Source organism: Ruegeria sp. N8 (assembly GCF_056531325.1).
In genome coordinates this window covers 216,692-237,411 of the sequence record NZ_JBQFLQ010000002.1, presented here as the reverse complement: position 1 = coordinate 237,411, position 20,720 = coordinate 216,692, and the positions used below count along the sequence as shown (strand labels likewise).

Annotated in this window: 16 protein-coding genes and 1 riboswitch; of the genes, 12 read left to right on the top strand and 4 right to left on the bottom strand. The window is 59.0% G+C overall.

Features of this window, described 5'->3' with window-relative positions; genetic code table 11:
• The first annotated feature begins 24 nt into the window (after positions 1-24).
• Positions 25-975 carry a hypothetical protein gene (locus ACR0C5_RS05205; protein WP_480875054.1) on the top strand — a complete coding sequence of 317 codons (951 nt, stop codon included), beginning with the start codon at positions 25-27 and terminating at the stop codon, positions 973-975.
• A gap of 175 nt (positions 976-1,150) precedes the next feature.
• The gene (locus ACR0C5_RS05200; RefSeq protein ID WP_480875053.1) at positions 1,151-1,969 is read left to right on the top strand and encodes a DUF2189 domain-containing protein; all 819 of its coding nucleotides are present in this window, start codon (positions 1,151-1,153) and stop codon (positions 1,967-1,969) included.
• A 44-nt stretch (positions 1,970-2,013) separates the two neighbouring features.
• Here ACR0C5_RS05200 and ACR0C5_RS05195 read toward each other — a convergent pair whose 3' ends face one another.
• Positions 2,014-2,703: a glutathione S-transferase N-terminal domain-containing protein gene (locus tag ACR0C5_RS05195; protein ID WP_170769395.1), complete on the bottom strand. Its 690-nt coding sequence runs from the start codon at positions 2,701-2,703 to the stop codon at positions 2,014-2,016.
• A gap of 130 nt (positions 2,704-2,833) precedes the next feature.
• A riboswitch (SAM riboswitch) is annotated at positions 2,834-2,911 on the top strand.
• Positions 2,912-2,973: 62 nt separating this feature from the next.
• Between ACR0C5_RS05195 and metZ the strand changes: the two genes are divergently transcribed.
• On the top strand, positions 2,974-4,164 hold the full coding sequence (metZ, locus tag ACR0C5_RS05190; protein WP_480875050.1) for an O-succinylhomoserine sulfhydrylase: 1,191 nt from the start codon (positions 2,974-2,976) through the stop codon (positions 4,162-4,164).
• Between the two features lie 173 nt (positions 4,165-4,337).
• Positions 4,338-5,441: a GTP cyclohydrolase FolE2 gene (gene folE2, locus ACR0C5_RS05185; RefSeq protein ID WP_480875047.1), complete on the top strand. Its 1,104-nt coding sequence runs from the start codon at positions 4,338-4,340 to the stop codon at positions 5,439-5,441.
• Positions 5,442-5,828: 387 nt separating this feature from the next.
• Here folE2 and ACR0C5_RS05180 read toward each other — a convergent pair whose 3' ends face one another.
• Positions 5,829-6,614, bottom strand: coding sequence for a hypothetical protein (locus tag ACR0C5_RS05180; protein ID WP_480875046.1), 786 nt, complete (start codon positions 6,612-6,614; stop codon positions 5,829-5,831).
• Between ACR0C5_RS05180 and ACR0C5_RS05175 the strand changes: the two genes are divergently transcribed.
• Both ACR0C5_RS05175 and ACR0C5_RS05170 read left to right on the top strand, forming a co-directional pair.
• A complete protein-coding gene (locus tag ACR0C5_RS05175; RefSeq protein WP_480875043.1) occupies positions 6,613-8,061 on the top strand; it encodes a TrkH family potassium uptake protein in 1,449 nt (482 codons plus the stop codon). The genes ACR0C5_RS05180 and ACR0C5_RS05175 overlap by 2 nt on opposite strands.
• Positions 8,061-9,638 carry a thiamine pyrophosphate-binding protein gene (locus ACR0C5_RS05170; RefSeq protein ID WP_480875040.1) on the top strand — a complete coding sequence of 526 codons (1,578 nt, stop codon included), beginning with the start codon at positions 8,061-8,063 and terminating at the stop codon, positions 9,636-9,638. Before ACR0C5_RS05175 ends, ACR0C5_RS05170 begins: the two co-directional genes overlap by 1 nt.
• Before the next feature lie 50 nt (positions 9,639-9,688).
• Here ACR0C5_RS05170 and ACR0C5_RS05165 read toward each other — a convergent pair whose 3' ends face one another.
• A complete protein-coding gene (locus tag ACR0C5_RS05165) occupies positions 9,689-11,422 on the bottom strand; it encodes a serine protease (protein WP_480875038.1) in 1,734 nt (577 codons plus the stop codon).
• 203 nt (positions 11,423-11,625) lie between these two features.
• On the opposite strand from ACR0C5_RS05165, the gene ACR0C5_RS05160 reads away from it, so the two are divergent.
• Positions 11,626-12,555: a glycine--tRNA ligase subunit alpha gene (locus ACR0C5_RS05160; protein WP_170769402.1), complete on the top strand. Its 930-nt coding sequence runs from the start codon at positions 11,626-11,628 to the stop codon at positions 12,553-12,555.
• 8 nt (positions 12,556-12,563) lie between these two features.
• Here the strand turns inward: ACR0C5_RS05160 and ACR0C5_RS05155 are convergent, their stop codons facing one another.
• Positions 12,564-13,196 (bottom strand): MarC family protein, encoded by a 633-nt coding sequence (locus ACR0C5_RS05155; protein WP_480875036.1) that lies wholly within the window; start codon positions 13,194-13,196, stop codon positions 12,564-12,566.
• 78 nt (positions 13,197-13,274) lie between these two features.
• Here ACR0C5_RS05155 and ACR0C5_RS05150 point away from each other — a divergent pair, with 78 nt between their 5' ends.
• The 5 genes from ACR0C5_RS05150 to ACR0C5_RS05130 all read left to right on the top strand — a co-directional run bounded on the left by ACR0C5_RS05150 (position 13,275) and on the right by ACR0C5_RS05130 (position 20,656).
• Complete coding sequence (locus ACR0C5_RS05150; protein WP_170769404.1) at positions 13,275-13,796, top strand: DUF6446 family protein; 522 nt, start codon at positions 13,275-13,277, stop codon at positions 13,794-13,796.
• A 4-nt stretch (positions 13,797-13,800) separates the two neighbouring features.
• A complete protein-coding gene (gene gltS / locus ACR0C5_RS05145; RefSeq protein WP_174819315.1) occupies positions 13,801-15,015 on the top strand; it encodes a sodium/glutamate symporter in 1,215 nt (404 codons plus the stop codon).
• Between the two features lie 9 nt (positions 15,016-15,024).
• Positions 15,025-17,223 (top strand): glycine--tRNA ligase subunit beta, encoded by a 2,199-nt coding sequence (glyS, locus tag ACR0C5_RS05140; RefSeq protein ID WP_480875033.1) that lies wholly within the window; start codon positions 15,025-15,027, stop codon positions 17,221-17,223.
• A 108-nt stretch (positions 17,224-17,331) separates the two neighbouring features.
• Complete coding sequence (locus ACR0C5_RS05135) at positions 17,332-19,827, top strand: putative PEP-binding protein (protein ID WP_480875030.1); 2,496 nt, start codon at positions 17,332-17,334, stop codon at positions 19,825-19,827.
• A gap of 187 nt (positions 19,828-20,014) precedes the next feature.
• On the top strand, positions 20,015-20,656 hold the full coding sequence (locus ACR0C5_RS05130; protein ID WP_170769407.1) for a cell wall hydrolase: 642 nt from the start codon (positions 20,015-20,017) through the stop codon (positions 20,654-20,656).
• Positions 20,657-20,720 lie beyond the last annotated feature (64 nt).

Sequence of the window (20,720 nt, the reverse complement as noted above, 5' to 3'; positions counted from 1 at the left end):
CACCAGTTTGACGGGTATTACATTATGAAAAACAAGTATTTGTACCGCGTATTTCGACTGCGTCGGCTGATATTTCTTAGTTTGATTCTTTTGTTCGTGCCATGGGCTGTGGGGACGCAGGTATTTGGTCATTCCGCACTTTTGGCGGGTCCGAAAATGCAACTCGTGACGGCCTTGTTTGGTGTATTTGCAATCATGTTACTGGTGCTCATTTATCCGCGGGTCTGGTGGGAGACGGTCACAACGGCCTTGGTGCTTGGGATAACGCTAATGCTCTTGCCGGTGATTGAGATGCTGCCCGAGCTTGCGCCAACGCAAAATCAAGGGAAGGCAACAGCCTGGACGATTATCGGAACGGTTCTGGTCAGTTTTTTCTTATGGCTCGGCCTGAACTGGCTGCCCAGCGTTTTTCTGCATGTTCCCCTTGGTTTGCGGGAATGGAAGTCGCGCGCCAGATACCTCATCCCTGCACAGCGTGCCTTTGACATTCTGAAGACAGCACCTGACAGCTATAGCGGAAAATACAAAACCGGCCCGGTGGGGGATGATGGGTTGTTCACGGTCTCGATAAACATGAACACGGTAAATCCCGACACCTGGGACCCGGAGAACATGGAAATGCTCTATAAATGCAAGATCGAGCAAGAGAGCGGTACGAGTCAGGTTATTTCGACGTATTATATGGTTGAAGGAGAGGCCAACGTGGATGTCGAACGCTTGACTGTCCGCGGCGAAGGGCAGACCGCGATATGTGAGACAGTGACAATCAGAAGCCGACGAAACCTGTACGAAGATTTGGGTTTTTGGGTGCAGGATTTCGGAGCGGACCATTTGCATGCTAGATTGGATGCCGCCGAAGGTCTGTCGTCGGTTGCGCTGGTCGACTTGCCGTATGTGTCGCCATTGGTCGGGCTTGCGCGGTTTTTCGAGCAGTTTAATGAAGATCCGCCTGGTAAAAGCGGCGGATCGATTTAGCACTCTGCCGATTATCGCTTGTCCCGGTGGTTCTTGGACATGCCGACATACGGTACACGGCCCGCCTGAAACTTACTCCTGCCTTGCCCAAACGTCAGCGTTGATGCACAGTTTCATCATCGGAACTTTGGCGGCGCCGACAGGCTGCCGTGCCACGCTTTGGGAGGACCGTGACATGCCATCCAAAACCGCAGATTCCACACCGCCAGACGACCTGACGCCCCAGCCACAGGACAGGGCCAACGTCAATACGATCACTGCTGACGATATCACGGCCTCTTTGAAGGCCGGGTTTTCCGACTTTCTGGCGCGCCCGGTCATGAGCGGCTTTTTTGGTCTGTTCTATGCGGTCTTCGGCATTCTACTGGTTTGGGTCATGGTCTGGCTGGGCGAGATCTGGATGATCATTCCGGCCATTGTCGGCTTTCCGTTGATTGCACCATTTGCAGCCGCCGGGCTGTATGAAATGTCACGCCGGATGCAAAAGGGACAGGCGTTCGGGTGGTCCGACATCCTGACCGTCATGGCCCATCAGCGCAAACGCGAGATGGGCTGGATGGCCTTTGTCACCCTGTTCATTTTCTGGGTATGGGTCTATCAGGTTCGGCTGTGGCTGGCGATTATCCTGCAAAACGCCTCGTTCTCGGATTTGGACGGGTTTTTGAACATCGTCTTCTTTACCCCGCAGGGCTGGACGTTTCTGGCCGTTGGCACGGCCATAGGCGCATTCCTTTCCGCGGTCCTGTTCTCGGTCACTGTCGTCGCCATGCCCATGTTGCTGGATCGCGAGACCAACTTTGTCTCGGCCATGCTTACATCTATCCGCGTCGTCACCGAAAACCCTGTGGTCATGCTGAGTTGGGCGGCGATTATTTCGGTCACGATGCTGTTGTCACTAGTTCCGGCATTTCTGGGCCTGATCTTCACCTTGCCAATTCTGGGGCATACGACATGGCATCTCTACCAGCGGGCGGTGCCACCGGTAGAGGGGTGATTTGAATGTGAACCCTTCGGAAAAGGGTCAGCCGCCGACCGTGTTCACCGCTTGAACAAATTGCTCTGCGATTGCTTGTCCCGGTGATCTCCGCGCAACTCGGCGTGCAGCGCGCGACCGGCCTGAACGCCGGGGCGGGCGCTGACGGTTTCCAGCCAGCGGGTGAAATGAGGTTTGTCCTCCAGCACCTGTTGCTGACCTTCCCACAGGCTGGCCCAGCCCCAGATCGACATGTCTGCAATGGAGTAGAAATCACCCGCGACATATTCATTCTCGGCCAGCCGCCGGTCGAGCACGCCGTAAAGCCGCCCAACTTCGGTGCGATAGCGATCCTTGGCATAGGGCAGGTCTTGTGGCGGATCCAGTTGCGGGGCGTATTTCAAAAAGTGGTGCGCCTGACCGGCCATGGGTCCGACCCCGCCCATTTGCCACATCAGCCATTCCTCAACGGCGATCCGGTCACGCTCGGTTTCGCCATAGAACCGACCGGTCTTGCGGGCCAGATACATTAGGATAGCACCGCTTTCGAAGACCGAGATCGGCTCTCCATCCGGGCCGTCGGGGTCCACTATGGCAGGCATCCGGTTGTTGGGCGCGATTTTCAGGAATTCGGGGTCGAACTGATCGCCTTTGCCGATATTGATCAGGTGGGTGGTGTAGGGCAGCCCCATCTCTTCCAGAGCGATAGACGCCTTCCATCCGTTTGGCGTAGGCCAGAAATACAGATCAATCATGGTCTCTCCTTCGGTTGACGGCGATCATGAAGGTTTCGGGCCATTGGGCAAGGGGGCAGGGGCCAACTGTTACGAAACCGTGACTGATTGCGCCTAAGGCTTGACGCCTTTGCATGCGCGGCGTAAGGGCAAGGCACCACGTGGCGATTTGTTACCGGATTGCGGGCCACGCTAAACAACACCGCTAAAAGGTCAGGATGAAAGACCCCTTTCGCTTGGCCGCGTCTGGGGTTTTTTGTTTGCCTCCAAAAAGGGGCCGAAAGGAATGACATGAGCGAGAATTGGAATAAACGCACACAGGCCGTCCATGGCGGCATCCGTCGTAGCCAATATAACGAAGTGTCCGAGGCGATCTTTCTGACGCAGGGCTTCGTTTACGAAAACGCCGAGCAGGCTGAGGCGCGGTTTATCGAGACCGGCCCGGATGAGTTCATCTATGCCCGCTATGGCAACCCGACCGTGTCCATGTTCGAACAGCGCATCGCAGCGCTGGAAGGGGGCGAGGACGCCTTTGCCACCGCATCCGGCATGGCGGCGGTGAACGCGGCACTGGTGTCGATGCTGAAGGCGGGCGACCATGTGGTTTCGGCCAAGGCTTTGTTCGGCTCTTGCCTCTATATCCTTGAAAACATCCTGACCCGCTACGGCGTTGAAGTGACCTTTGTCGACGGCACCGATCTGGACGCGTGGAAAGCGGCGATCCGCCCCGACACCAAGGCTGTGTTTTTCGAATCCATGTCGAACCCCACGCTTGAGGTGATCGACATCGAAGCGGTGGCTTCGCTGGCCCATGCCGTCGGTGCAACCGTGATCGTGGACAATGTGTTCTCGACCCCGGTCTTTTCGCGCGCAATCCAACAGGGCGCGGACGTGGTGGTCTATTCCGCAACCAAGCATATCGACGGGCAGGGCCGAGCGTTGGCTGGCGTAATCATCAGCACCAAAGAGTTCATCCGGGGCACCGTAGAACCCTATCTGAAACATACCGGCGGCGCGCTTAGCCCGTTCAACGCGTGGGTCATGCTGAAGGGGCTGGAAACGATGGCTCTGCGCGTGAATGCGCAGGCCGAAAGCGCGCAGATCATTGCCGAGGCGCTAGAGGGCCATCCCGCGCTGGAACGCACGCTGTATCCGGGGTTGAAAACCCATGCTCAGAACGCGTTGGTGCAATCTCAGTTGGGCGGCAAGGGTGGTACGGTTCTGTCTTTGGACATCAAGGGCGGGAAAGCGGCGGCGTTTGCTTTCCTCAACGCGATGACGATCCCGGTGATCTCGAACAATCTGGGCGACGCCAAGTCGATCGCGACGCATCCGGCAACAACGACCCATCAACGCCTGAGCGATGCGCAGAAAGACGAGTTGGGCATTACACCCGGCTTGATCCGGTTCTCGGTCGGGTTGGAAGATGCTAGAGACCTGCTTGCCGATATTAAGCGCGCATTGGACGTTTCTCAGCAGTAAACGTCGCGTCAACGGTGCTACAAACAGGCTCAAAGAGATGTGTGCGGGGTGGTAAATCGCTCATCCTGCACCAAAAATCGATCCGGACTGTGTTTTCCGGCGTATACGGTTAAACTGGAAAACACGCCCAAGCTGTATATAGTCCGGCGGCGAACCCCGAGGAACCCCAAGCGATGAACGTGCATCCCCGTGACATTGACGACGCCCCCGACCATGACGAGGCCGCTGCGGCGCTGAAAGTTCTGCGCAAATGGGCGGTATCCGCGACCGACGCCGAGATCAGTCAGCTTGATCCGGCAATCGCGCGCCTTGTGCCGGGTCAGGAGACGTCCAACTATCCGTCTTTGTCGCGCGACTACCCCGAGGACTTCAAGGCCGATGAGGCCTATCGCGCCACGCTGCCCGATCTGCAAAACGGTCCGTCCAGCTTGATCCGGGGAGCGAAGCAGCAAATTCAGCATGTGGGTATCTCGAATTTCCGCCTGCCGATCCGGTTTCACCGCAAGGATGGCGAAGACCTGACGCTTGAGACCTCGGTCACGGGCTCGGTCAGCCTTGAGGCCGAGAAGAAGGGCATCAACATGTCCCGCATCATGCGGTCCTTCTACAAACACGCCGAGCGCACGTTCAGCTTCGAGGTCATGGAAGCCGCGCTGGATGATTATATGACCGATCTGGACAGTTTTGACGCGCGTATCCAGATGCGGTTTTCCTATCCCGACCGGGTGAAAAGCCTGCGCTCGGGGCTGGAAGGCTATCAGTATTACGACATCGCGCTGGAGCTGGTGGAACAGAACGGCGTGCGCCAGAAGATCCTGCATCTGGACTATGTCTACTCTTCGACTTGTCCCTGTTCGCTTGAGCTGAGCGAACATGCTCGTTCAACACGTGGCCAGTTGGCGACGCCGCATTCACAGCGGTCGGTGGCGCGGATTTCGGTAGTGGTGGATTGCGACGCCGATTGCCTTTGGTTCGAGGACCTGATCGCGTTGTGCCGTCGTGCCGTGCCCACGGAAACACAAGTGATGGTTAAACGCGAGGACGAGCAAGCCTTTGCCGAGCTGAACGCCGCAAACCCGGTCTTTGTCGAAGATGCTGCGCGCCTGTTCTGCGCCGAACTTCTGGCCGACCATCACGTGGGTGATTTTCGCATAGTGGCCAGTCATCAGGAAAGCCTACACAGCCACGACGCTGTATCAGTTCTGACCGAAGGGCCGACCTTTGTGTCATCCAGCCTTGACCCAAGGCTGTTCTCGACTCTGTTCCATGTCGGCTGAACGCGCAAAGTCTCAGGATTAACCTTACGGCACGTTTTTGCCGCATCGCAGCAAAAAATGCTGCGCTCGCACAGTCTTTGAAGTAGACTGATGTGGAATGCAGCCGTGGTTAGACCGTTGGTCAATGGGAAAGCCACTCTGAAGGAAGCTGAAACGTGCAACGCTTGATCCTGCGTGACATCGTTTCCCGCCCGTTATCCCAGGGCGGGCAGGGCCTCTTTTTCTCAAGCGTGCTGCGTTACTTTCAGAGGAGAGACTACGTATGAATCCGATTACCCAGCCCTTGGAATTTCAGGCTGCCGCAATCCGCATGGCAGGCTACGCGGTGAGCAACCAGATGAAAATCATGCAAATTCTGGCTTGCTCGGCGATGGAGCTGCCATTTTTTCAGGTGCAGGCACTGCACACCTCATCCACTGCGCCCGCGCCTGTTGCACCGAAACCTGCAGCGCCGGCCAAGCCGAAACCGGTAGCCCGTGCTGCCAAGGTGAAAACGCCGCCGGCGGCTAAAGCCAAACCTGCGGTAAAAGCGAAACCGGCAGCGAAGCCAGTCGCCGAATCACCTAAACCGGCAGCCGTGAAATCCACACCGGCCAAAGCAGTGGCTGCCAAACCGGCCAACAAACCGCACATAGCCAAACCAGTGGCGAAAAAACCAGCTGCGGCCAAGCCAGCGGCAGTTAAATCGCCCATCGTAGCCAAGCCTGCGGCTGCAAAACCGGTAGCTGCCGCCGTTGCGGCGAAGCCTGCGGTTAAGGCTGCGCCGAAACCGGCAGCGGTCCCTGCTGCATCCAAGCCAGTGACCGCAAAAGCTGCGCCGAAACCAGCCGCTCCTAAGCCTTCGGCGGTAAAACCCGCAGTTGCAAAAACGGCAAAGGTCAAGGCAGAGGCACCCAAACCAGCCGCACCCAAGGCGCAACCTGCCAAACCCGCAGCACCCAAGGCCGAAGCCGCGAAACCTGCTGCACCCAAGGCCGAAGCCGCGAAACCTGCTGCACCCAAGGCCGAAGCCGTCAAACCTGCAGCCCTCAAGGCAGAGGTCGTGGCACCAACCCGCCGGACCCGTGCGCCATCGAAGCCGCCCGCAATGCCCAGCGCGACCAACAAAACGCAAAAGTAAATCGGGGCATCCGCTTGACACAGTCGTGCAGGCGCGCCAACGCTGCGCCTCATGACGGATATACGCCCGGTTGGATATGTGATTGGCCTGCTGGTTGCCATTCTTGGGGCGACCATGATTCTGCCTTTGCTTGCGGACCTGATCGAAGGGCGCGACGAATGGCATGTGTTCCTTGAAAGCGGGATCATCACCGTCCTGACAGGCGTCATTCTGGCAATGAGCTGCTCGAACGGGGTGGGCGAAGGTCTGACAATCCGTCAGACCTTTTTGCTGACCACCGGGGTTTGGGTCGCTCTGCCGTTTTTCGGCGCGATCCCTTTTTTGATCGGCGCAACAGAACTGCGCTTTGTCGACGCTTACTTCGAAGCGATGTCCGGCCTGACGACCACCGGTTCGACCGTGATTTCTGGGTTGGATAAGCTGCCGCAAGGCCTGTTGCTGTGGCGCGGAGTGCTGCAATGGTTAGGCGGGATCGGGATCATCGTCGTCGCCATGGTGTTTCTACCCGAGCTTCGGGTGGGCGGGATGCAAATCTTCCGCTCGGAAGGGTTTGAGACCATGGGGAAAATCCTGCCCCGCGCGCAAGAGATCGCGGGCCAGATTTCCCTGATCTATGTCTTTCTGACCTTCGTCTGCGTGTTGGTCTATGCCGGGTTCGGTATGAGCTTCTTTGATGCCGTCGTCCACGCCATGACCACAATCGCGACTGGAGGGTTCTCGAATTACGACGCATCGTTCGGGACATTCTCGGGGCCAATGGAATATGCCGCCTCGGTGTTCATGATTTTAGCGGCGCTTCCTTTCGTACGCTACGTACAACTGGCGAATGGGAATACCAGTTCGCTGTGGCAAGATAGCCAGATTCGTGTCTTCCTGGCCACGATCCTGCTACTGGTCGCGATAATGACCGTCTTTCTGCTAGCCGTCTTTCCGCATCACTGGGAACAAGCGTTCCGGGAATCTCTGTTCAACATCACCTCGATCATCTCGGGCACAGGCTATGCCAGCGTGAACTACATGACCTGGGGCAGTTTCCCGGTCATGGTGTTCTTCCTGATCGGCCTGATCGGTGGCTGTGCGGGCTCGACCGCCTGTTCGATCAAGGTGTTCCGCTATCAGTTACTGTTTGCCTCGATCAAGACCCAGATACGCCGCATCCGCTCGCCCCATGGGGTGTTCATGCCTTTGTATGATGGACGGCCGATCAGTACGGATGTTCTGACCTCGGTGATGAGCTTTTTCATGTTCTTTGTGCTGTCGATGGGCGTTCTGGCCTGGGCTCTGGCGCTGACGGGTCTGGACTTTATCACCTCGGTCTCAGGCGCGGCGACGGCCTTGGCCAATGTAGGGCCGGGGCTGGGCGATCAGATCGGCCCTGCGGGCAATTTCGCGGGCCTGAGCGACACGGCAAAATGGCTGCTGTCCATCGGGATGCTGGTCGGGCGGCTTGAACTTCTGGCCGTTTACGCCCTGTTCACCGTTCAATTCTGGAGAAACTGATGAAAAGACCCCTCGGCGCGCAAATCTCGCATATGCTTCGGGATCGCGGTGTGGATGTGATTTTCGGCATCCCCGGCGTGCATAATCAGGAAATGTACCGGGGGATCGAAGAGGCGGGCATCACCCATGTTCTGGCTCGGCACGAACAAGGGGCCGGGTTCATGGCCGACGGCTATGCGCGGGCAACTGGCAAGCCGGGGGTGGCCTATGTGATTACCGGGCCGGGCCTGTGCAACATCATGACACCTATGGGGCAGGGATATTCGGATTCGGTGCCGATGCTGGTTCTGTCCTCATGTCTGGACGAGACCGAGGCGTCAAAGGGCCAGTTGCATCAGATGAAGGACCAGCGTGGGGCCGCCGGTACGGTTGCGGATTGGTCGGTGCAGTCAAATTCGGCCCAAGCCGCTTACGGGCTAGTCGAGCGCGCCTTTGAGGAATTCGAACTGTCGCGCCCGCGTCCCAAGCATATTCAGGTGCCGATCAAACAGCTCCAGGCCGAAGCAGATCCGGCCCCGTTTCCCAATCAGCCGGGGCTGCGCACCAAGGCCGCGCCGCCGGATGTCGCGCCCGTTCTGTCGATGCTGAACATCGCCCGCAGGCCCTTGTTCATCCTGGGGGGCGGGGCGCGGTCCAACCTGTGGCGGCAGATCCTGACCCAACTGGGGGCGGCCTGTTTCACCACCTATGCGGGGCGCGGCATGGCCGGGTTGAACTATGCGTTGGATTTTGGTTCCTACCTGCCCAGGCCGGGCAGCGCGGAAGTTATCGACTCGGCCGATCTGGTTGTGGTCGTTGGATCGGAGCTGGGTGAAGTTGACCTGTGGCGCGACGATCTGGGGCATTCCGGAAATCTGGTGCGGGTCGATCTGGACCCGGCTGTACTGTCCGACCGCCACCGGGCAGCGGTCAAATTGCAGGTGGATGGAGAAAGCTTCGCCCATGCGCTTTGGGCGGCGATCGACCATGTGAAACCGGCAACTGGCTGGACCGAGGACGAAGTGGCGCAAGCCCGCGCGAAATGGCGGGTCGAGGTGGACGCCGAACGCCCCGGCATCGTCCCCGTGCTGGACGCGCTGCGCGAAGCGATGCCGGCCGAGACCATGATCTATTCGGACATGACCCAGCTAGCCTATGTCGGCAAAGAGGTCTGGGACATGACCTTCCCCTACCACTGGCATCACCCGACCGGGTTCGGCACGCTGGGTTACGCTCTACCCGCCGGGATCGGCGGTGCGGTTGCACGGCGCGGAAAACCGACGGCGGTGATGGCCGGGGATTACGGGTTTCACTACACAATGGCCGAGCTTGGCGTCGCGGTCGAACTGGGCTTGCCTCTGCCCATCATTCTCTGGGACAACGCCAAGCTGAAAGAGATCGAGGACAGCATGGTCCGGGGTCAGATCGCACCCAACGCCGTGGTCGCGCGCAACCCCGATTTCTGCAAACTCGCCGAAGCGTTTGGCGCTCTGTCCGCAAACCCCTCTAGTCTGGAGGAGATGCAGCAGACGGTTCGTGGGGCATTCTCGGCGCCGGGTCCGACGCTGATACGGGTGACGCCCGACATCCTGACATAAGAAAAGCGCTGCATGGGTTTTGCGGCGCTTTTTTGTTTTGGATTAATTGCTTAGTCCCAGCAGTGAACCAGTACAGTCATACCTGTAGCGCGACGGTTCAGTTCGTTGGGCGACACCTGACCGGTGGATTGACCGGCCTGACCGGCAACGCCCGCCTTATCAAGGATTTCACCCAGACGCGCCGCGGTTGCGGCCAAACTGACCGAGGCGGGCAGGGTTCGGCCGTCCGCGGGCGTCGGCAATAGCATCCCCACAACCTGACCGCTGGTGTCAAAAATCGGGCCACCTGCGTCGCCGGGTTGTGCGGCCAGCGCCAGACGTTTCACGCCCTCTTCACCGTTCAGCCCGCGCACATCGGCGATCTGGCCATAGGTCAGCGTCGGTGCGCCCAACGCGCCTTCATAGGAGAACCCGGACACGGCGACCTCGGTCTGAATACGCGGAGTAGCGGCGTTGAACTCGGCAACATTCAGCGGGGCGAGGGTGGTTTTGGGACGCAGGACGGCGACTCCAAGATCCACATCGGTCCAGGCGACCTGAAGTTCCTGATCACCGTCCAGCGTCAGGCGGGTGCACATGTCGGTGGCCTCGGTCACGGTCAAAATCGTACCGTTGGCGTCCGCGAAAAAGCCCGAACGCGACAGACGGGGTTTGCGCAGCTGCAGGCCCGAGATCAGGTCAATGCGCTGCTCTGCCTCGGCGCTGGCGCTGGCATCCAGAACGGCGTCATTGGTGGAAAAACTGGCCTTCATCGCCGCCAGAACACGGGCGCGGCGGGCCTCATCCCCGTCGGGCCACACAAGGGTGAAGCCCTTGATCTGGCCGTCTTGCAACTTGGCTTCGGTATAAGACACGATACCGTTGCCGCGCCCTTCGAGCGTAAAACGGTCACCGCGCAACTGACGAGGGCCGTCCAGCGGCACTATCTCGAGCGATTGCATGACCTCGTAAAGCGCGCGCAGGGTGTTCTTGTCGCCTTCCTGACTGATCAGCAGTGCCTTTGCATTCAAGTCAGAGGCGCTGTTGAAATGGGCAAACGGGGCCTCATACCGGTCAAAGGCAACAGCGCTAAGCGGCAGGTCCAGATCAATCCCCGCCTGCGGGTCGGAATGGCGGGCCATCCCGACGCTGATCAGAGGGGCGTTGTAGTCGTCCATCAAGGTGGTGCGTTGCGCGGTGGTTAAAACTCCGGTGACCTCGAACCCGTTGAAGCGCTGCCAATCCGCCATCGAACGACGGGTGCCTTGCCCGAAAGCTCCATCAATGGTCGAATTGTAGAACCCGGCGGCCTGAAGGGCGGTTTGCAACGCGCGTCGATCCTGCGCGCTGAGCAGCCGTTCGGATTGTAGCGCCTGCGCGCGGGTTTCATCTGATGTCTGCGGCGTCAGCCCGGTTGCAGGTTGTTCCGGCGCAGCGGTTGTCGGAGGTTCCACTGCGGCGCGGTCTTGGCTGGTGCTCGAAACAGGCCAGAACTGCGGCCCAAAATTGTTGGAAAACGCGATGTAACTGTCGGAGGGGATTTGGCCTTCAGCGCGATAAACCCTCAGAACTTGCTCGGCATCAGCGCGTAAATACGGCCCTATAACAATGGCGTACCAGCCAGAGTTCAAGCGAAACCCATTCACGTCTGGTAGAAGGGACGCATAGGCCTGCGCGCGCTCTTGGGCTTGGCTCAGGGATGGCCGTGCCTCGACCTGAACCCAGACGCCTGCCTCTTGCTGGGCGAAAACGGCGCGGGTGCCGAAGAGGAAAAGAAATAGAATTGCTGTAAATATGCGTGTCATTGTCTGCCCGTGTCCGCAATTTTTATCTGGGTGGCAGAGTACGCCAAGTGCAGGGTTGAACACCATGCCCAGATTGCGGGGAATTTGCAGTGTGGCGACGCAGTGACAGGCCGGACGCACTGGCCCGTTGACGCCCCTTGGCCCCTTGCATAGGAAGGGCAAAACCCATCGTTACCGGCGCAGCGGCGCCCAAAGGGAATGTCATGACCGAACAGTCCAGCGCACCTCGTTCTTTTCAGGAGATTATCCTGCGGCTTCAGTCCTATTGGGCCTCGAAAGGCTGCGCGATCCTGCAGCCCTATGACATGGAGGTCGGTGCAGGCACATTCCACCCGGCGACGACTTTGCGCGCCCTGGGGTCCAAGGCATGGGCTGCTGCCTATGTGCAACCCTCGCGCCGCCCGACCGACGGGCGATATGGTGAGAACCCCAACCGATTGCAGCACTACTACCAATATCAGGTGTTGATCAAACCCAGCCCACCGGACCTGCAAGAGCTGTATCTGGGTTCGCTTGAAGCGATCGGTATCGACATGGAGCTGCACGATATCAGGTTCGTCGAGGATGACTGGGAAAGTCCCACTCTGGGCGCATGGGGTCTGGGCTGGGAGGTTTGGTGCGACGGTATGGAAGTCAGCCAGTTCACCTATTTCCAGCAGGTCGGCGGCCACGACTGTACACCCGTTTCGGGCGAACTGACCTATGGGCTGGAACGTCTGGCCATGTATGTGCTGGGTATCGACCATGTGATGGACATGCCCTTCAATGACCCTCAATCGCCCAGCCCGTTGAAATATGGCGATATCTTCAAACAGACCGAGGAAGAATACGCCCGCTGGAATTTTGACGTGGCCAATACCGAGGTCCTGCTGCGCCACTTTGAAGAGGCCGAGGCAGAATGCGCCACTATTCTGGCGCAAGAGCATGATGATCCAAAGACGGGCAAGCGTATCGTGATGGCGCATCCGGCTTATGATCAGTGCATCAAGGCAAGCCATATCTTCAACCTGCTGGATGCGCGTGGGGTGATTTCCGTTACCGAGCGACAGGCCTATATCGGGCGGGTGCGTGCCCTGGCCAAACAATGCGCCGATGCGTTTGTCATGACCGAGGCTGCCGGGTACGAGGCTTGATGGCCAGATCACGCCAATCCGGGCAGCAACACCTTCAGGCCGTCGGCGATCATGCTTATGGCGATGGCCGAAAGGATCATGCCCATGAAGCGGCTCATAATAACGCGCGCGTTTGCGGACAATCGTTTGGCCAGCGCCGATGCGTTCCAGAAGGTGACGAACAGCAACAGCAGGACGACCAGAAATACGCCTGCATAAAGCATCGCATCCACTGGTTTGGCGATGTGATGAGCATAGAGGATCAAAGTCGTGATCGTGCCCGGACCGACCAAAATGGGAAAGGCCAGCGGATAGAACGCCACGGTGTCGGGTTCGGGATAGGATTGCTTTTCATCCTCGGTACCGTGATGGGTGGTGCTTTGATTGCCGCTCAGCATGTTGAGGCCGATCATCAGGACTACCAGTCCTCCCGCAACGCGCAGGTCATCGACCGAAATGCCAAACAACCCCAACGCCTGATTGCCGATGGCCGCAAAAGCACCCCCCAGGATCAGGCAATAGATCGTCACTTTCGCCGCCACCTTACGCTGATCGGCCGAGGACAACCCTTCGGTCACGCTGAGGAAAACGGGCAGGTTGGTGATCGGGTTCATGATCGCAAACAAAGCGCCGAAGAATCCGACGGTAAGGGTGGAGTCCATTCGATAAGCCTCGTATCAACCTGTTACGTGCCGGACCCTGTCCGATTTCATGCGCATTTGAAAGAGGCTGCGTGACCAATGACCGGAAAACTGCTTGCTCTTCTGTTGCTTGGCTCGGCCGTTTTGGCCGGGGCAGGGATGTACTACCTTCAGGTTTACGGGTTTTACTATTCGGTCGATCCGCAGCCGGGACGCGATGTCCAGCTGGTGGCTGTGACTTCTGAAAAAGCGGAGCCAATTGCTTACTCGGGGTTTCAGGCGATTGATGCCGACAGCTCTCCGATCCGGTATCGGGCCTGCTTTGAAACCGAGCTGACCCAGGAAGATCTGGCCGCTTTCAAGCTGGTGGACAATGCTGAGCCACTGACCGCGCCCGGGTGGTTTGACTGTTATGATGCCGTGACGATTGCGGATGCACTGAAATCGGGACAGGCGCAGGCTTTCATGGGGCAAAAGAACATCCACTATGGCGTGGACCGGATCGTTGCCGTGACGCAGGACGGCAAAGGCTATGTCTGGCATGCGCTGAACAATTGCGGCGAAAAAGCTTATGACGGAACCGTGGTGGGCGAAGAGTGCCCGCCGCGCCCGCAGGAGTAGCGAAATGATCGAAGAGATGCTGCAAATCCCGGATTTCCTGACGGCCACAATGGGGTTTGCTGTCTATCTGATCGGGGCCGAGATCAACGCCCGTGTAGCAGCGCTACGGCAATTCAACATCCCTGAACCCGTAACCGGAGGGTTGCTGGCCTCGGTCTTTCTGCTGGGGCTTTATCTGCTTTTCGGGATTGAGATGACTTTTGGTCTGGCCGCGCGGGATTTCCTGCTGGTGGTGTTCTTTGCAGGGATCGGTTTGAATGCCCGGCTGTCGGATTTGATCGCGGGCGGGAAGCCGTTGCTTTTGCTTCTGATTCTGACACTTGTGACGATTGTTTTGCAAAATGGCGTGGGCGCTGTTGGGGCAGTGCTTTTTGGCTATCCGGCGCAGGCCGGGGTGCTGTTCGGCTCGGCCGCGCTGATCGGCGGGCACGGCACAGCAATCGCCTGGGCCCCCGAAGTGGGTGCGGTAACTGGATTAGAGGGCGCGACCGAACTGGGGGTGGCCGTTGCAACCTTGGGCCTTGTATTGGCGGCTCTAGTCGGCGGCCCCATCGCGCGTTATCTGATCGAGGGCCGGAACCTGACACCTGAACGACCGGACGAAGAGCACACCGTCGGCCTACCCGAAAACCCCTCCGAGGCAGCCTCAAAGGTGGATCACCTGACCATCATGCGGGTGATGCTGTATCTGAACATCGCAATTGTTGCCGGGTATTTGCTTCATCAGGCCATCAGCGCGGCGGGGTTGAAGCTGCCGCTTTTCGTGCCTTGCCTAATCATGGGGATCGTAATTGCCAATCTGCGTTCTGCGCTTTTCCCCAAGGCTCCGCCCGTTGCCCGAACGCCCTCGCTGGCGCTTATTTCCGAGTTCTCGCTGGGCGCGTTTCTGGCCATGTCACTCATGAGTTTGCAGCTGTGGACCATTGCCGAGTTGGGGCTGGCTATCATTGTGATTTTGGCAGCGCAGACACTTATGGCCGTGGCTTTTGTTATCTGGGTATTGTTCCCGGTGATGGGCGGCAGCTACCGCGCTGCTGTCTTGTCCGCGGGGTTCGGCGGGTTCGCCCTTGGGGCCACTCCGACCGCTATCGCGAATATGACCGCTGTTACCAAGCGATATGGCCCGTCGCCTATTGCCTTTATCGTGCTGCCCCTTGTATCCGCGTTCTTTGTGGATATTGCCAATGCCATCGTCATCCAGACGATCGTGAACTTCTAAGGACCGACCATGCCCGACCTGCTGATCGAACTGTTTTCCGAGGAAATCCCCGCACGGATGCAAGCCCGTGCCGGTGAGGATCTGAAAAAGCGGATTACCGATGGTCTGGTCGAGGCCGGTCTGACCTATGCCGGGGCCGCAGCGCTGACCACGCCGCGCCGCCTGACTCTGGCGGTTGAGGGGCTGCTGGCGGAAAGCCCAACCATCCGCGAAGAACGCAAGGGCCCAAAGGTCGCCGCCCCGGACAAAGCCATCGAAGGCTTCCTGCGCGGTGCGGGTCTGACCCGTGATCAGCTGGAAGAACGCAACACCCCCAAGGGCGCGGTTTATTTCGCCACCATCGAAAAAGCCGGTCGCCCGGCAGCCGAGATCGTGGCCGAAGTGCTTGAGGCCACCATCCGCAATTTCCCATGGCCCAAGTCGATGCGCTGGGGCAGCGGCCCGCTGCGCTGGGTGCGCCCTTTGCATTCGATCCTGTGCATTCTGTCGGATGAGGCGGGCGCGCAGGTCGTGCCGCTTGAGGTTGATGGGATCAAATCCGGGGATACCACGGGGGGGCACCGTTTCATGGCTCCGGATCGGTTCTCGGTCACGTCTTTCGAAGACTATGCCGCCAAACTTAAACGCGCCTTTGTGGACCTGAACCCTGTGGACCGGGCCGAGCATATCTGGAACGACGCGCAAAACATGGCCTTTGCCGCCGGTTTGGAAGTGGTCGATGACAAGGGCCTGCTGGCTGAGGTTGCCGGTCTGGTCGAATGGCCGGTGGTTCTGATGGGTAAGATCGATGACGAATTTCTGGACCTGCCCCCTGAGGTTCTGCAGACCTCGATGAAAGAACATCAGAAGTTCTTTTCGGTGAAGAACCCCAAGACCGGTCGGATTGAACAGTTCATAACCGTCGCCAACCGCGAGACCGCTGACAATGGCGCGACTATTCTGGCAGGGAACCAAAAGGTGCTGTCCGCCCGGCTGGCGGATGCGAAGTTCTTCTGGGAGAACGACCTGCGCATCGTCAAGTCCGACGGGTTCGAACCTTGGGTCGAGAAACTGAATGCGGTGACGTTCCATGCCGAACTGGGCTCGCAGGGCGAGCGGGTTCTGCGCATCGCCGCGCTGGCGCATGAACTGGCCGGGGCAACGGGTGCGACGCCCGCACTGGCGATGATGGCCGCACAGGCGTGTAAGGCCGATCTATCATCCGAGATGGTGTTCGAATTTCCCGAATTGCAGGGCTTGATGGGCCGCTACTACGCTCTGGCTGCCGAATTGCCAGCCGAGGTGGGGCAGGCCAGTCAGGAGCATTACTCGCCGCTTGGCCCGTCGGATGATGTGCCGACCGCGCCGGTTTCCGTGGCGGTGGCGCTGGCAGACAAGCTGGACACGCTGACCGGGTTCTGGGCGATTGACGAAAAGCCGACGGGATCGAAAGACCCGTTTGCCCTGCGCCGCGCAGCGCTTGGGGTGATCCGGTTGATCTTGAACAACAATTTGCGCCTGTCGCTGAATGACACCTTCGCATCGGCATTGGGAAGCTTGCTGAAACTGCCCGAATGGCAGGCAGCCCTGCTGGGGGCCAAGGCGAAACAAGCCAAGGCCGAGGATGCTGAGGCTGCCGCGCAAGAGGTTCATGGGCTGGCTCATCAGGTCGAAGCCGCGACAGCGATCGTCAGCAATGCTCCGGCGGACCTGCTGTCCTTCTTCCACGACCGCCTCAAGGTGTTCCTGCGAGACGAGGGCATCCGCCACGACATCATCGACGCCTGTATCGCGATGGACGGCAATGATGACCTCAACCTGTTGGTCAAACGCGCTCGTGCTCTGAACGCGGTGATCGCGACCGAGGATGGCGAGAACCTTGTTCAGGGCTTCAAACGCGCCAACAACATCCTCACACAGGCCGAGGAAAAGGACGGGGTCGAGTATTCCTACGGTGCGGATGTGAAATTCGCCGAGACCGACAGCGAAAAGGCGCTGTTTGCGGCGCTGGATAACGCGCAAGGTAAGATCGAAGCCGCGCAGAAGGCCGAGGATTTCCCCGCAGCCATGACCGCTATGGCCGCACTGCGCGGTCCGGTGGATGCCTTCTTCGAGGATGTTCAGGTCAATACCGACAATGACATCCTGCGGCGCAACCGCCTGAACCTGCTCAGCCAGATCCGGCAGGTCTGCGCGCGCGTCGCGGACCTCAGCAAGATCGAGGGCTGATCCAGATCGCCCTTGCGCCATTGGTGCAGGGGCTTATGCTGCGGGCAAACAAAAGGTGCCGCAGTGCAGAATAACCCGCATACTACATTAATTACGCCCACAGCACCCGTGACCGCTTCGTCGCACGGGGGGCGTGCGAAGTGCCTGCAACGGCTTGTGCGTCTGGATATGCCGGTTCCGCGCACCGTGGCTCTGTCTTTTGATGCGGTGCAGAACATTGCGCAGGGCCAAGTTCCTGATATCGAAGCTATTCTGGAGCAGTTCGCGCAGACGGATCTGTTGTGTGTCCGTCCCAGTTCTGAAGACCCCGATTGGGGTGGTCCCGGCGCAATTCTGAATATCGGGATGAACGACGCGCGCTATGTGGACCTGTCGGATTCGATGGGCGTCGAGGCTGCGGCAGCTTTGTACCTGCGTTTTGTCCAAAGCTACGCGATCCACGTGGCACGTCTGGACGCGGATGTGTTTGACGAGATCGACGCGGACGGGCGCGAAGGTCTGCAACAATCCCTGCGCGCCTACGAAGACGAGACGGATGAAAGCTTTCCGCAGGACCGGGGCGAGCAATTGGTTGCGGTTTTGCGCTCGATGGCGCGGGCGTGGGATGGAACTTCGGCGCGGTTGCTGCGGCAGGCCAAAGGTGCGCCCGCGGATGCCGGGCTGGGCCTTGTGATTCAAGAGATGATACCCGGCGTCGGTCAGGGAGAATGCGGGTCGGGCGTGTTGCAACTTATTGATCCGACAACAGGAATGCCGCAGATCACCGGTCGCTATCTGAGCCAGAGCCAGGGCCGCGATGCGCTGGGGGAAGGGGTGGCCGCGCTCTATCTTGAAAAGGACCCGCGCGGGAAATCTCTCGAAGAGGTTGCGCCTGACGCGTTTGCTGACCTGAAGGCACATGCCGCGCAGATGCGAGCCAAGCTACGCGAGGAGATGCAGGTCGAGTTCGTGATTGAAAACGGTCATGTCCATATTCTGGACGGTGTGCGGGTGCAACGCAGCGCTCGGGCGGCGGTCCGGATTGCCGTGCGTCTGGCCGAAGACGACATCATACCGCCGCAAGAGGCCGTGATGCGAGTCGATCCGCATTCGCTGAACGAGTTGTTGCACCGTCAGGTTCACCCAGACGCGCAGCGCGACGTCCTGACTACCGGGATTGCCGCCAGTCCGGGTGCTGCTTCCGGCAAGATCGTGTTCACAGCCGCCGAGGCACAGGCCAGCGCCGCACGGGGTGAACCCTGTATTCTGGTCCGCCGCGAAACCGCGCCGGAGGATGTGCGCGGGATGCACGCAGCTGTTGCCGTGTTAACCGAGAAGGGCGGAATGACCAGCCACGCGGCGGTGATTGGCCGTGGTCTGGGTCTGCCCTGCATAGTCGGCGCGTCCGAGATGCGATTCCAGACCAAGAAGAAGCTGCTGACCGCACCGGATGGTCGGATGTTCAAAACCGGGGATGTTCTGACAATCGACGGTAGTTCGGGCCAGGTTCTGGCAGGGCAGCCCGCAATGCTTGAAGCTGCTCTGGACGATTGTTTTCAAACGCTTATGGGCTGGGCTGACGCGGAGCGTGACATTGCCATCCGCGCCAATGCCGACACACCTGCCGATGCACAGACTGCACGCAACTTTATGGCGCAGGGTATAGGACTGTGCCGGACCGAACACATGTTCTTTGATCCCGGTCGTCTGATCGTGATGCGCGAGATGATCTTCGCGCAAACCTCTTCGGGTCGCGCGGCGGTGCTGGAACGCCTTTTGCCGATGCAGCGCGAAGACTTTGTCGAACTGTTCCGCATTATGGAAGGCCAACCCGTCTGTATCCGCCTGTTCGACCCACCATTGCATGAGTTCCTGCCCACCACTCGCAGCGGTCAGCGTGAGCTGGCCGAAGCGCTGGATCTGCCGGTCTCGGACGTTGAACGCCGGGTGGACGCAATGACCGAATATAACCCCATGTTGGGTTTGCGCGGCGTCCGTCTGGGCGTGACCGTGCCTGAGATTTACGACATGCAGGCCCGCGCCATCTTTGAGGCGACGCTTGAGGCCAGCAAGAACGGCGCACCAGTTGTGCCGGAGGTGATGATCCCTCTGGTTTCGGCCAAGCGCGAGGTCGAGCTCGTCAAATCGCGCATCGACACGGTTGCCGCCTCGGTCGCGGCTGAGCGCGGGCAAGAGTTTGAATATCGGCTGGGTGTCATGGTCGAAACCCCGCGTGCCTGTCTGCGCGCCGATGAGATTGCGCCGCAGACTGCGTTTCTGAGCTTCGGTACCAACGACCTGACCCAGATGACTTACGGCCTGTCGCGCGACGATGCCGGGCGCTTTATGTCGGCCTATGTCCAGCAGGGTGTATTCGCCGAAGACCCATTCCACGTGTTGGATTCGGATGGCGTGGGAGAACTGCTGAAACTGGGCGCTGAGAGGGGGCGGCAAGTTAAACCGGACGTGACCCTATCGGTCTGTGGTGAACATGGCGGAAACCCCGAATCAATCGCCATCTGCCGTGCGCTTGGATTCGACTATGTCTCCTGTTCACCCTTCCGGGTCCCGGTCGCTCGGCTGGCTGCCGCTCAACTGGCGATTTCGTCCAGACTTGGGGGTTGACAGCGGCACAGTCCGCTAGGATTAGTAGGAAACAAATCACACCGTCGTCATATATTTTTGACGTTACGGCGATTTTCCACTTGCTTTTTTTAGAAAACTGGACGTTTCCGATTCAATTCGGTATGAGCCTCGTCGCGCCCGCCGGGGGAGGGTATGGCGCCGAATGTGCCTGTGCGAGGTTATCTGAATGCTACGATACATACTGGCTGCTGCCACATTGGCGGCAACCGTGCTGCCAAGTGTTTCCGTCGCTGAGAGGGAAACCACTGATACTGCCAAGCGTGAACTTGTGACTCGGACTGAACTGCCCGGTCAAAACTTCCGCGAATACTTGAATTTGTTCAAGCCCCGAAAGGTACTTGAACAGCAGAAAATATCCTACTCCAAGGACTGGCTGGATGACCAGCCCGCCGCAACCGGGGATGAGCACTTCAAATGCCTGGCCGAGGCGCTTTACTTCGAAGCGCGTGGGGAAAGCGTGCGCGGTCAATTTGCCGTGGCTGAGGTCATCATGAACCGTGTGGACAGCAGCCGCTTTCCGGACACGCTGTGTGGGGTGATCAAGCAAGGGACCGGCAAGAAATACCAGTGCCAGTTCACTTATACTTGTGATGGCCGCAAGGAAGTGATCCGAGAGAAAAAAGCCTATGAGCGGGTGTCCAAAGTAGCCCGTGCCGCGATTGACGGCCTCAGCGATGCGCTGACCGAAGGGGCGACCCATTATCATACCAAGGCGGTGAAACCGTCCTGGGCGCGGGTCTACAAGGAAACGGCTCGGATTGGTGTGCATATTTTCTATCGCCACAATTATCGGACGGCTAGCAACTAACTGACGCACCCGCGCTGGAACCCTGATGGCGCGGGGCGTTGGATGATCTATGTTATGGGCCAGG